17 protein-coding genes are annotated in these 13,295 nt (G+C 39.7%); all 17 read right to left on the bottom strand.

Features of this window, described 5'->3' with window-relative positions; genetic code table 11:
- On the bottom strand, positions 1–1,469 hold a 1,469-nt coding region (locus tag ARB69_RS19545; protein WP_157355696.1), incomplete at its 3' end, for a hypothetical protein.
- Positions 1,470–1,485: 16 nt separating this feature from the next.
- Complete coding sequence (locus tag ARB69_RS19540) at positions 1,486–1,872, bottom strand: hypothetical protein (RefSeq protein WP_055154765.1); 387 nt, start codon at positions 1,870–1,872, stop codon at positions 1,486–1,488.
- Entirely contained in the window at positions 1,872–2,108 is a 237-nt protein-coding gene (locus ARB69_RS19535; RefSeq protein WP_055154764.1) for a hypothetical protein, read from the bottom strand. Before ARB69_RS19535 ends, ARB69_RS19540 begins: the two co-directional genes overlap by 1 nt.
- Positions 2,109–2,117: 9 nt before the next feature.
- Positions 2,118–2,453 carry a DUF6711 family protein gene (locus tag ARB69_RS19530; protein ID WP_055154763.1) on the bottom strand — a complete coding sequence of 112 codons (336 nt, stop codon included), beginning with the start codon at positions 2,451–2,453 and terminating at the stop codon, positions 2,118–2,120.
- A gap of 127 nt (positions 2,454–2,580) precedes the next feature.
- Positions 2,581–2,877 (bottom strand): hypothetical protein, encoded by a 297-nt coding sequence (locus ARB69_RS19525; RefSeq protein ID WP_055154762.1) that lies wholly within the window; start codon positions 2,875–2,877, stop codon positions 2,581–2,583.
- A gap of 1 nt (position 2,878) precedes the next feature.
- Complete coding sequence (locus tag ARB69_RS26855; RefSeq protein WP_157355692.1) at positions 2,879–3,580, bottom strand: Rha family transcriptional regulator; 702 nt, start codon at positions 3,578–3,580, stop codon at positions 2,879–2,881.
- Positions 3,581–3,982: 402 nt separating this feature from the next.
- On the bottom strand, positions 3,983–4,462 hold the full coding sequence (locus ARB69_RS19515) for a hypothetical protein (RefSeq protein WP_055154761.1): 480 nt from the start codon (positions 4,460–4,462) through the stop codon (positions 3,983–3,985).
- Positions 4,463–4,542: 80 nt separating this feature from the next.
- On the bottom strand, positions 4,543–8,496 hold the full coding sequence (locus ARB69_RS19510; protein WP_055154760.1) for a hypothetical protein: 3,954 nt from the start codon (positions 8,494–8,496) through the stop codon (positions 4,543–4,545).
- Positions 8,497–8,533: 37 nt separating this feature from the next.
- Positions 8,534–8,797, bottom strand: a complete 264-nt coding sequence (locus ARB69_RS19505) for a hypothetical protein (protein ID WP_025655598.1) — start codon at positions 8,795–8,797, stop codon at positions 8,534–8,536.
- An 80-nt stretch (positions 8,798–8,877) separates the two neighbouring features.
- Positions 8,878–9,231 carry a hypothetical protein gene (locus ARB69_RS19500; RefSeq protein WP_055154759.1) on the bottom strand — a complete coding sequence of 118 codons (354 nt, stop codon included), beginning with the start codon at positions 9,229–9,231 and terminating at the stop codon, positions 8,878–8,880.
- A gap of 56 nt (positions 9,232–9,287) precedes the next feature.
- A complete protein-coding gene (locus ARB69_RS19495; RefSeq protein WP_055154758.1) occupies positions 9,288–9,698 on the bottom strand; it encodes a phage tail tube protein in 411 nt (136 codons plus the stop codon).
- An 87-nt stretch (positions 9,699–9,785) separates the two neighbouring features.
- Positions 9,786–10,175, bottom strand: coding sequence for a hypothetical protein (locus ARB69_RS19490; RefSeq protein WP_055154757.1), 390 nt, complete (start codon positions 10,173–10,175; stop codon positions 9,786–9,788).
- A complete protein-coding gene (locus ARB69_RS19485; RefSeq protein WP_055154756.1) occupies positions 10,168–10,671 on the bottom strand; it encodes an HK97 gp10 family phage protein in 504 nt (167 codons plus the stop codon). Before ARB69_RS19485 ends, ARB69_RS19490 begins: the two co-directional genes overlap by 8 nt.
- Positions 10,664–11,053: a hypothetical protein gene (locus tag ARB69_RS19480; protein WP_055154755.1), complete on the bottom strand. Its 390-nt coding sequence runs from the start codon at positions 11,051–11,053 to the stop codon at positions 10,664–10,666. The genes ARB69_RS19485 and ARB69_RS19480 overlap by 8 nt, the downstream gene beginning before the upstream one ends.
- 183 nt (positions 11,054–11,236) lie before the next feature.
- A complete protein-coding gene (locus ARB69_RS19475; RefSeq protein ID WP_055154754.1) occupies positions 11,237–11,560 on the bottom strand; it encodes a phage head-tail connector protein in 324 nt (107 codons plus the stop codon).
- Positions 11,561–11,573: 13 nt separating this feature from the next.
- Positions 11,574–12,935 (bottom strand): major capsid protein, encoded by a 1,362-nt coding sequence (locus tag ARB69_RS27770; RefSeq protein WP_055154753.1) that lies wholly within the window; start codon positions 12,933–12,935, stop codon positions 11,574–11,576.
- 15 nt (positions 12,936–12,950) lie between these two features.
- Complete coding sequence (locus ARB69_RS19465) at positions 12,951–13,283, bottom strand: hypothetical protein (RefSeq protein ID WP_055154752.1); 333 nt, start codon at positions 13,281–13,283, stop codon at positions 12,951–12,953.
- Positions 13,284–13,295 lie beyond the last annotated feature (12 nt).

The raw sequence follows: 13,295 nt of genomic DNA, 5'->3' as shown, positions 1-13,295 counted from the left end.
AGTCCCGCCTGCATCCTTATCCTTCCATCCTTGTCCATCCACTGCTGAGTAGACCCGAATATCTTCATGCCGCCGGAAGTATCCGACCATATCTGGAATTTATTTGTGTAGATCGTGCCTGCCAGAAGATCATTTACAGTCACCGACTGGATCACAGCGCTTTTAATCAGCGCACTTTCGATCACCGCGTTTTGGGAAGTCAGATGTATATTGGTCAGGTCACCTACCCCTGCATTACCAGATAAAAGATTTTCGATATTGCCAAGGTTGATATTGGCGGTATTTATCTTTGCATTTATTGCCGTCAGCTCTTCTGTTTCAATCTTTTTAAGTTTTGCGTTAATTGCTTCCAGATCTATGATCTTTGCATAGGTGATGTTGGCAACATTAGCGTCTATTTTATTGACCAGGGCATGGTCAACTAGTGCCAACTGTACCGAGTATCTATCAATCGCCTGGGTGACTGGTCCTTTAAATCCTTGTTGCTCTTCCGTTTCGGATTCCCCCGGGGCTTCCACACTGGTAGTCAGCCCACCATCAAAATCTTGGGTCAAGCTCATTACGGGAACCTTGTAGTCTTTGCCATCCCGCCCTCGGACAACAATTACATCCCAAGGATCAATACGCGGGTCTCCTAAAAATCGGATGCTCCCTGCCATATAGCTGAAACCTTTTAGGGCAGCTTCCACGCTGTTTAAGATGCTTTGGGTCATTAACGGATTGGATATTGTAAGTTCTCGATTTCCGTTACCAGCGGTTATGGAGATGTTTTCACCATTTTCGCCTTTTCCGGTATAGCAAACGATTCGCTGAAACGTATATGGAAAATCGTTATGTTTAAAAGTGTCCCAGTATCTTGCAGGAGCAATATTTATGTTGGATACTACATACTTCTTTATTTCAATTTGCCCCTGGCGGTTGCATATAGCAAACCCCGCATACATTTGTGATATATAAGAAAGAACCTCCCTGCAGGTGTAACCATCCGGGCGTTTTATTGTTATTGAACTAAGTCCTCCTGTTGCTATCGGAACCTTAAGGAAGGCAGACATTTCATTCAGCACTGCGATTGTCGTTGTAGCTGCAGGTAATGATGAAAAATATCCTCTGTCTGCTTTTAGCATCCTATCAAAAGCCGTGAATTTAATCATGTCCTCGTCAGCCTCAGGCTTCCCTGCAGTAAAAAACCCCATCGGAACAAATTCTTCCACAGTTGCAGAAATATCAGCTCCTATACGCCATTCAAGTTCTTCATTTTCTATGAATATGGATGGCTTTTCCATTTCTACTTCTATGTACTGACTGATGCAACTGCCAATAATAAAAGAGGTTCCACTATTGGACCCCCCTTTTAATGTAATACTTTTAATGCCTGATTCAATTTCATTTTCGCCGAGAATTAATTTGCTTCTAAACGTCCGGGAATCTTTCTGTACCAATTCCGTAAACGCCGCTGAGGATTGATACATTATCTCACCCCCGATACTACTCCATCATCAGATCCAATAATGTGATATCCTGAACTGACAACGCGTCAAACTGTTCCAAATCGCACTTCTCAATCTCATCAAACGTAACCGTATGAAGCTGCATCTCATTTTCTATTGCCAACAGTTCATTCATTTCCCGCTCATATGCCACAATATCAGTAATGATATATGAGCCATCATCTACTCTGAATTTTCCGGAGTCATCCTTCTCAGCATATTTTTCAAGTATCTTCTGACGCTCCTCCTCATAGGATGTTGCTACTGGATCCATAATTTTAATGTTACGCGTAATCGCATACCCCAGTTTGATTGGAAGTTTTTTCTTTTTAAGATTCATTATCCCATTTATGAAATTAACTATTTGACTGTTTTTAATCTTCATTACTGCACTCCCCCCGTATGAATAGAATCTTCTATTTCATATACCAGCTGATCGAAATCAGACAAATCTTTCCGGCATTCAACCTTATTTACCTCATACAGTTCTTTATCCTGTATGCTACTGGAATGGCTGGTTGTGCCCCCATCCGTAGATATATTTGCCTGCATGTAGACTACTTGTTTATCATTAATCATGCTATTTCCTGACAGGTTAATAGTTTTGCTTGTCTTTAACATTTCGTCCTCCTATTTCTCTACCAAATCTACTTTTACCCCGTTATAAGTAATCCCGTTGCCATTCACATAAGTGTAAACTGGATATGTGGGCGTGCCCGCATAGAACGTCCTCGTAATACGGGTATTACTTCCTGGATCCAAAAACGTTACATTAAAAAAAGCAGGAGACACAGCCTGATCTATTTTAGCTGTATCTGCCCTGCTTAATGGAGGCCATTCGCACTGCAATGTATATTTTATTGCAACCAAGTCGCCTATAACATTCCCATCTGCTGCTCTCCCGGTGTTGCCGGACCATACTTTTTCCTTTGTAACAGTTAATCCACCTTTTTTAAGCGATGGCATTGTAATGCCGCCTATGATAAGAGGCTGTGCCATATCTTCACCACACTTTCTTATATATAAAAAGAACACCTACCACAATGGTAAATGTTCTTTGTATGACTCATATACTTTAATTCATTGATATTCATTATTTGCAGTACAACATTTTAGCAAAAGCTATTGCAGTAACTGCATCTACATATTCATCTGCTCTTACCCTATTATAGAGCAACTCTTTCTTCCAACCTTTTCTAAATTCTAATAAATCATTCAGTGTAAAGCAACTTAAATCAGATACAAAATCCGAAGTTTTTCGACACTCTTCACTACAAATCCCTATTTCGGTTTTAATACAAGAATCTACACACAGCTTAATTTTTTGTAACAGTTTTACTTCGTCATGTACCGGAAAGATAACTATATTAGAAGGGGATAGTTCTGTCATATCATGCCACCTCCCGATTAATCTTGCCAATCTCCAACTGCATATTTGTAGGAGGTTGCCAACGGTTTATGTATTCCAATGCTTCGTCAAATCTAACTCTCGGAAGATTAGCATATGCATTAATATTAAAATAGTCGTAAAAATCATGCCAAAGCCGGGAATAAACACGAGGTCTTATCTTTACACCATTTTCATCCTTGTGTGTATAGGCTCTTGCCGCCCGACCGCCTAGAGCATTAACCACTACTTCACTCACAAAATCCTTTAACTGTTTTTGCTGTGCATAGTCAATATTCATGGTGTTTTCCAGCTTATCAACTCTCTGCTCTACAATCTGAATCTTCTTATCATGGAAAAAGATAGCTTGTAGTTCTGGAGATAACTCTGAAAGATTATAGCCGCTCTTTATCGCATCTTCCATATCATGAAAGCGATTTATGTATTTTGCTGTAAACTCCGTGCCCTTTATTCCGGTTAACTTATGAGCGATAAACTCACAGCCTTTCTTTGTGATATTGTAGCAGGGTCTAGTCTCACCTTTTCCATCTTTATATGTACTTTCTGTAAAGAAATCAACGAGCGCAAGATTGCTCTGGTTCATTTGGTGAACGTATCTGCGTATATCCCGCAAGAGTTCTTTATGTTCCTTACCAACCATTTCTGCTACTTCGATACTACTAATTGTCTGTTCAATTTTTTCCATTAATCTTACCTTTCCTTTCCTCAACTATTGTCATAACCCAGAAAGTAAGATATAATATATTTATCAATACTTTCAGTGTTGGTGTTAGAGATTCATTGCTCTTGCTAGGGGGAGTGAATCTCTATTTTTTTAACTCTTTATAGACTTTTTCGATACCAAGTCTTATAATTTCAGATTTATTCCTTCCAGTCATCTTACAACAAAATTCCAACATTTGCACATCTTTTTCAGAAAATCTGATTCTCGTATTAAGACTTTTGGGATCGTCTGTCGGTCTACCTGTTCTTGGACTCATGTTTTCACCTCACTTTTGTATCCACATATATAATTATACATATGTATCCACAAAAGTCAAGGAGTTTTTGCAATATAAAAAGAGTGGAATATTCTCCACTCTTATATTTAATCAATCCATTCTTTTGTAGTTACAGATAGATCACTCATATCAGTTACAACCGTTACAATTCTTCCAACCTCTTCTCCCCATGTGTCATAGTATACATAGTCATAATCAAACCAGTTTTCATTACTAAGCGTTCCTATAAGGATTCCGACTTCCTTTGCTTTATTCCAAGAGTCCGAAATTGAGTCACTCTTATTTACTTCTATAGAATTCCATATTTGAAGTGCTTTTTTTCTATTATCCAACTGAATCTCATAACAATGTGCATTTCCTAAAAAATCTAACGAACGCTCAATTCTTTCTACATGAAATCTACTTTGTGATATTGCACATGTTATAAACAATACCAAGGAAAGGGTTACCCCAACAACAGGAATCTTTTTCCCTTTTTTCTTTATCAAACATACAATTAAATAAATCAAAAATCCCAAAAATGTTACTGCTGTTATCCTACATATCCAAACTAAAAACATTAACATAAACATTTCCTCCTTCTCAATATAAACTATTATAACATCTTTTTTTCTGAGTAGGTAAAAATGTTTGATTCCAAAATTATTTATGATATGAAGCCAAATTTAGGGTCAGATTGTTTCATATTGTTGTAATCTTTTACGATTTTCTTAACTAACTTCTCTCCACCTATTTCCAATGTTAAATACAAGTCACCACCCTGACCGCTTCCAGATGATGATAACGCACTTGTCACAGCATTATACACAGCGGGTCCAACTGCTGCAGCAATACCGTCTGTAATCTGTCTGTTATTTGCAACAGTATTTTTGTTCCCCATCTTACCGAGCATTTCTGGGCCTTTTTCATTCGCCACAAATAGTTCTCCTGTATTTGGGAATCCTCCCTTCGCATACCAATTCACCCTGAAACTCGGTATTGGAATGCTGGTATTTCCGACTTTGAGGCTGCTAAAAGATACACTTAAATGAGGTAGCGGTATATGTAGGTTTGAGAAAGACCTGAGGATACTGGACGCACTCGACGAAGCGTTCCCCTCCGCTTGCCTGAACTTGTCACGTATTCCTGAGATTGCCTCACTCGTATCTTCGGATAGCCCTTTCAATGTTCCACTCATCGACTTTTTGATGTTTTCACCCAATGAACGAACATTTTGTTCTGCACTTGAGCTTTTGCTCGTAAATCCGTCATTAAATCCTGCAACTGTATTTACACCATAAGAAAAAAATACTTTTGATGGAGAATGCATTTCCAATTCCCCAGTAAATGCCTTTTTTATTTTATCCACTAAACCCAATGTTGCATTCTCGACTTTCGAGCGACTCTGCTCAAGTCCTTCCTTTGTACCATCCCCGATACCTGTGCCGATTATTTTAGCTTTTTTCGGTGCTTCTGTTCCTAACTTGTCTAAAGATTGTGACAACTTAGCTTCAAAATCTTCTGAAGATACACCTGCCTTATCCAATTCATCTCGAACATATACCATCGCATCAGTAAATGGTACTCTTTGTAATTCGGCATTAGACAAAGTCTTATACAAATCGTTGAATTGATCATTTGTGATTGATCCTTCTTCTTTCAACAGACTTAAAGAATTTAATAGCGCGGTATAATCCGATGACTTTGCTGTATCATTAAGCGTTTGTATTCCCATCCTAAACGCTTCCGTAAAAGCTACAGACGTTAGAAATTTCCCACCTAAACCAGTAATCTTCCCGCCAAAAAGATCTATCGAACCACCAGCAGTACTTGCTGCAGCTCCCACGCCAGATGCTGAACTTGCAGCAGAAGAGGCGGTTTTTCCAAAAATACTGCCCAATGCTCCATAACCAGTTTTCACCTTACCGACAAACTCGCCTATGGAAGCCAGTACTGATGCCCCTTTAAATGCAACAGCTAATCCTGCCATAAAAAGTGCAACTTTGCCTCCCGTTGTCTGAGAAAGACCTTCTATAAGCCCCCCTAAAACCTCAGAAATAATTGTAAATACTTGTCCTAAAATAGTTTTCCAATCAATATTTGACAGAAGCTCTCCCAACTTCCTACCGAACATTTCCCAATCAGTTTGTTCTGCTACATCAACGAATACTCCAAGAACACCCGTTACAAAATCGCTAATTGCTTTTCCGGCTTCACCTGGATCTATTCCTCTGATAATCTTATTTAAACCATCTGAAATCTTTTTTCCTAAACCTTCAAACGGTTTCTCAGCATTAAAGTTCTTCAGAACCTCAAAGATTCCATTGAATCCTTTAACGAATGTATCTGCTATAGTATCAAAGTCTATCTTTTCAAATAGACCCTTTAAGGCTCTTCCGAGTCCTTTTCCTAGTTCTGCCCATCCGGTCAGCCCTAAATCATTTTTCCTGGACATATCGGTAACAAAGCCATTCAATATCTTCCATGAAATCATGAACCAATTCCCCAAAAGATTACCAAGTTCAGTCCATGGTATTTCATTTATGGCGCTACGTAGCCCTGTTGAAATACCAGTTCCAATTGCTTTGAAATTGATACCGCCATCCCCAATAAATAAATTTGCTGTTTTTACAGCAGTATTTATGCCTGTTCCTATAGTCCTTCCAAGCGTATCCCACAGGCCGCGGTTCTCAATAACTCTATTAAAAGTCCGTGTGAAACCATCTGCAAATTTTGTAATTTGAGACCCAACATTGTTCCAATTTATCGCATCATAAATCTTCCGCAATCCTTTATTAAGTCCTTCTGCTATAAGATCGCCCAAACCTTCCCAATCTTCTTTCAGGAACGCTTCTCTCAATCTTTTTGCAAAATCAGCTACTGCACCGGTAACCGGAACAGTTTCGAACATATCGCTTGGAGATAACTCAATTCCGCCTCCTCCGCCAGAACCACTGTTTCCCGAGTCATTGTTAGGTGCATTTAATACATTCAATTCATCAAATCCCAAAATAGTCCGCTGCAACTCTTTGGCTGATTTATTTGCATCATCGAGACCACCGGAGGTTTTATCTAGAGATGCACCATAATCCTGGAACACCTTTTTGGCCTGAACAACAAACCCTTTTCCTGTCAATGCTGCCATGAACTTACCTACAGCATTTAAAGCCGAGGCAATCATATTAATGAAAGATTGAATATAAGGACCCACTACATTAACAATCGGTGCAAACGCCGCAGCCCATGCATTTTTCAAATACAAAAGTGCTGACACAATAGAAGAAATACTTTTATTATATTCACTACTGTATTGCACTAAATTATTTGTTCCATCTGCTATGGCCTGTTTGATCCCAGATATCATGCCAAATGCAGTGGAATACAAAATTGACATTCCTATCATCTGAGGTACGCCAAATTTTCTCCCTGACTGCTTTTGTACGCCAAGCAATGCATTCTTAAACTTTTTAAGAGTTGCAATGGGAGCCGCCAGGCCTTTAATCAATGTCCTGCAACCGTTTACAAAAAATTTAATACCTTTCGCCGCTTTTTTAGCCCCATTTCCTATAGTTGCAAAGATTTTCGAAACATCTGCCAAAACTCCTTTTAAAGTTTTTAAACCTGCTGCAGTATTTTTGGTTGATGCATTTGAATCATTTTCAGCTTTAATAGACGATCTTAATTCCTTCTCATAATTCCTTTTTGCATATGTTACTTCCTGTAATTCCCGTGCAATAGCATCATATTCAGGATCATGCTGTGTATAACCTTGATTTGCCAAATCCGCAAGTTCTTTTTTGAGCCGCTTTATCTGCGCCTCATATGTATTAATTTTTGCAGAGTCCATTGACCCTTCGAAATCATTAATAGCATTACCTGCTGATTGTGCAGTCCCTCCAAATCTCCTCATTAAATCGTTAAAATTACGAATTTCTTCAGAGCCTTCGCCAAATACCATTCTCATAGCATCTGGGTCATAATTCATAGAACTGGGATTTATCTTCGAAACTTTTGGCACATCTTCCAGCGACGAAACGAAATTATTCCTATCAATTGTAAATTTATTCATCTTTGCCGCTTCGGAATTATATTTTTTCAATGCTTCTCGAGCTATCTCCAACTGATTGCTTACTTTGGCAATATCATATTGTTGACTCACCCAAGACTTACCCGGAATTTTCTCACCTTCAATGGCCTGTCTTTTCTCCTGGTTACCATACATTCTATCAAGCGCAGATTCCATCGACTTTATCTGCTTCCGCAATTCAGTGCTATTCATCCCTGAGAAGTCAATGTTTTTTCCAACATCTTTAAATTTCTTTTGAAGCTCTTCAGCTGTCTTAGCTGCATATTTAATATCTGCTTTATTAATCCTAGGTGTAGCATCCGTATTGTGGGATTTCTTCGATTTTCCAAGTAGTTCATCTATGTTTTTAGATGCTTTTTCATATTCTCCAAAGTCAACATTTCCAACATTGCCCAAAGCACCGGATAATGCGCCAAGTTTATCCAACGCGTTTGCAATATTGGTTATGCGTTTCTCCATTTTTCCCAGATTGCGGTTTGCTTTACTGGCCTCAGCCTCAACAACAATTTCCAGCCTATCGATCTCATTTCCCACTTACGCCACCACCTTTCATCATGGCGCTCAAGGCACTCTACTTTTTCTCAAATGCTTTATTAAAAGCATCTACAAATTCACCGAATCTAATTGCCGAAATATCGCTATCTTCATCTTCATCAAAAGACCGCATTCCAAATGGCTGATTTGGATATTTCGCTTTTTTTGGATCTAATGCTTTTTGGATTGCACAGACCATATATTGCCCCATTAACCAACAGGAATAATCCATTTTATCAGCCTCAGCCTGCATCTTTTGGTTATAATCGTCTTGAAAAGGCTTTAAGCGTTTTGGGTTCATCCTCCAGAAAGCTTCATATGGGATCCCATATCTTATTGCTGCTGGAAGCCATACTTCATATATGCAATCCGTGTAGCTTTTTACTTTGTTTCTTTTTCCGCCGGAACCTTTTCCTCCGTTGATACTTTCCGTGTTTCCTCCGTCTGCTGAATATTCAGCATCTTTCGGAAAAAATCCGACTCACCAGCTGCCTCCGAGAAGGTATTAACAATATCAATTAAATTTCCCCCACTGTACACATGCTGCGTAATTAATTCTTCTGCTTCTTCCCTGTCAAGCCCTGTAATTACACAAACAAATCCCATGGCAATCAGCATGTACTGTTTTTTTTCAAAAGCCTCTGTAACAGAAAATCCCTGCTCTTCCATCTTCGTAAAATGCTCAAATACTAATTCCGGGACTCTATATTTCTTGTTATTTATTTTAATATCCATCTATGTGCTCTCCTTTTTACAAAAAATAGGAGCGGTTATCCCGCTCCTAAAATCTTCTACTCTACTGCATTAGGTGAAATAACAGTGGATGGTGTAATAGTGATCGTCATCTCACGTACGCCATTTACTTCACCTTCATTCACAAATACGCTATGCTGCCCCTTCCAGCTGAATATTCCATCAACACCTGCCTGGCCAAATTCTAACTGATAGAGCTGTTCCTTATCAGCTGCCGTTTTTACTGTTTCATAGGTGGCCTTTTCATAGTTTGCCGTAAACTGCATGGATTCAACCTGCTGAACCCCCGGTACAAATGTCTGCATGGTATCTTCCATATCAGTTGTCTCAAGTTGCTCCGGTTCTCCACCTAACTGTGGATATGTCTTGATTTTACATAACTTCGCGAGACTTGCTTTTGCCTCACCACATTTTAATACTGTATTAATGGTACTTCTTCCACCTGCCATTATATTTCCATCCTTTCTACCGGTAAATATTTCCGGTCAGCAAATACCTCTAAGGTATCCGGTACAAACAAACGGAGCCTTACGCCCCTAAGTAAACTTTTCTATTTCATCCACCGATGACACGATTCGTTTAAACCTTGCCACCATACGATTAATATTTGTGTCAGATGTATTTGAAATTTTCTGAGGTCCATATGCTCTCACATATCCCATAATTCTCATCGAATCACAAGCCTTGTTGATGATTGTCTTTGACTCGGTAATGTTCTTGTTGGAAAAACTTTGAATTTCGATTACAGATTCGACCGCGTTTTCAGAATTTTCCAAGTCAACAGCCGTGTCCGGATTGTCAATCTGAACAACTGAAACTGACGGAAATGATGGAGGAGTCTTCGTGCTATCACTCTGAACATTCTGACAGATATCGGATATATACGTTTTCACATTTGTAAGAACTCTGTTTGATACATCAATCACTTCCAAACACCTCCTTCGCTATCTCAACAATTTTACTTCTTAGTTCCTGTCCGGTTTCGTACATAAACGGACGAGACGGCATGCCCTTTGTCCAATGCCACTCTCCGTCTTTATAATAAAACCACCCAGATTCACCGTGGCTATTAGTGTCATATTTCCAATTTGCAAGTCCGGTATCTGGATGAGGATTTTCACTCCCAACAATTCCAGTACCGAACTCTACATACGGTGCCCACTCACAACCGGTATAAATAACAAAAGACGCGCCATTTGTGGCAACGTCTCCCGGTTCCATATTTAAACTGTTGAGTAACTCTCCTGTTTCAATTGCATCGTATCCGGATATCTTCAATTTTGCCAGCGATACGCCCTCTTCTGCCATTTTTTCAGCAAAATCATAGCACTTATCTGTCAGATCATTTCTATACTGATGGATTTGTCTGGCTATCTTCCTGAATCCGCTGCCAGACAAACCAGTTGTAAATTTTTTAGCCATTCTTTGCCCTCGATTTTAATGCAATTACTAATTCATTTAATCCTGTTGCCGGTGGAGCTGCAACTTCATAATCTGCAGAATTGGGATCAGCTGTACCATCTGCCAGCAAACCAGGATCTGTTTCATACCAGACAAGAGATGTTTCTACAATCGGTAATTCTAAATTCGTTGTTGAAACGGCACGTGTAAAGTCCACATCTGTTCCAAATGCTTCTGCCTGTGCCGCACCTTTCCCGGGGGATAAATTGGCTTCAAATTTTACCGGAGTAGAATATCTGATTTCTTCATCTCCAGTCTCATCTCCATTTTCATCAAGAACTGGGCGCTTTTCTTCAAACAAAGCGTACCACATATCCCTTGTATTTTTTTTCAAATCTCTCATTCTTTCATGCTCCTCCCACCACCGATATATTGAGCATCCCTGCGACTACCCGCTATAAAATTCACACGTTTAAGTCACGCACAATCTTCTATGTCTAATACTATGACTTTCTATGACTAATCCTATACTAGTCTCCGCTTAACCCCGCGGCAGGGAGATACACGGATCACCTCAAACTTTCTGTCAGAATCCTGCCCATGCAAAAACTCCTTTCAGACAATCCTCTCTGTCTTTCCATGTTCTTGACGTACCATTTGAACTATGGCTAGTCTGTCCTTCAGCTCCAATTTGGTTATAATCGTATAAAGCTAAATCATGGATATTCGAATAGAGTTTTTTAAGATCCCGCTCAATATCATCATTCGTGAAGTGAGAAGGATAGCTCCGACGGTTTATAATTTCATTAATTGCGTTTTTTACTTTCAATGTCATTATTGTCTCATCTGAATCCTTTACAATGTTTAATTCATCAAGTAAATCTGTGCAAATTTCATTCTGAATACCCATAATTCACCACTCCTTACGATTTCGCAGTTACTGTGGTAATTCCAGCTTTCACTGCCAGATAATCCGCATCACATTCGATAATACAAATCTTCTTTCCAGTAGCCGCAGTAATGTCAGTAGTACCATCCCATGCAGTGTAATTCTTCACAAACGCACCATACTCTGGAACACTCAAATCCGTTCCTACTTTATACTTATAGGTATGTCCGCTTTCTAGTTCCGGAGATACCGTAATTTTCGTATCGCCAGAAGCCGTTCCCTCTGCACTTGTTACCGTTAATTCCTCTAATTCTCCCGGGCCACCATCATCAATTGTTCCCGTTGACAACAGATACACAGAATCCATTCTTTCGTAAGAAGGAAGCAATGTCTCTGAAACAACAGTAGTTGTCTGCATAGTTGAATCGTATGTAGTCATAACAACTACTGCAACTCCAGATGGGAGAATTGAAACATCCACATCCTGCGCTTCCATCTTTGAGAGCTCTTCAGGAGTCATACCGAACCAAGTATTTCCAAGTTTTCCTTCTGGTACAAATGCAATGAATCCATCAGGAACAAACGCTTTTGTCGCACCAGACTCGTCCTTAAATTTCTTCTTGTATACTATAACCTCAATCCCAGGGAACGTATTGGAAATCAGTTGTTTCGCTACAGTGGCCGTCATCATCACATGCGCCGTTGTATTCTGCGCGAGCAATGCCTCTTTCACTGAATCGCATGCCATAAATAGGTTAAGCTCAGCCTGAGACATCACTAAATACTTAATCGGCTCTTCCGCATTTTCGACAATCTGCCGTATATCCTCAAGTGGCTGTGCCGTCTTTCTATTTGCCCACAGTTTTGGTCCTGTCAAAGTTTTCCTGTTGTTTTTCGCCCAGTTTCCGTCCACATCATAGTTGTACTGATATGTGACTCCATCAGATGAGATGTAAATAGACGGTCCGCCTGTCTCCGGGAATAAAAGCTGCATTCTCATGCGCTCCGGAACAACATCTGCACCATCAACAAGATTCTTAGTATCATTAAAGATATTTGCAACCACATCCTTTACGAATGGAGACGTGCAATCGTTCAATTTTGCAAGTTCAATCCGATCATGCTCGGAAATCACCATACTTTCACGGAAGAAAGCCATTTCCTCTTTTGTGAACTTGAATCCTTTCCTCGCACGAATCGTAGCTTTCGCATCAAAGTTGCTCGGTGCAAGAGATACTGGCAGTCCATTTGCCGTCTTAATCCATTTCAAATCAATGGACGCTTTTCTTTCATTCGGCCAAAATGCCGTACCAAGATAAGGAATAGCATTACTTTTTTCATTCTTTACATATACAGCAATTGCAGCCGAATCATAAACATCATTAATCTTAATCATTGTCCTTTTACCTCCTTATTCAAACACGATCATCGGAAGCGCCGCCTTTGCTGTATCAGCAATTGCTGTTCCATAGTGTGATGTAATTACGTCATTTCTGACGTATGCTTTCTTTAAAATAGTTCCTTGCGGCCTGCTCTGAAGGACATCCTCTTTTAGGATTCCGATACAGTTTTTATCATTTTTGATAACGCCCCCGGCGCCAATCGGTGCTCCTGCCCTGCAGACACCATCTGTAAACGCTGTAGAGTCCAACGTGATTGGGATTGCTTCGAATCCCGGTCTTTTTAGAATCTGCACTTCATCTGTAATTTTAGTTTCTGTAACACTCATAGCCTGAATTGCCATAACCTCTTTACC

It is taken from the genome of Faecalicatena contorta (genome assembly GCF_001404335.1).
GTDB classification, from domain to species: Bacteria; Bacillota; Clostridia; order Lachnospirales; family Lachnospiraceae; genus Faecalicatena; species Faecalicatena contortus_B.
This window is presented reverse-complemented; position numbering and strand designations above follow the sequence as displayed.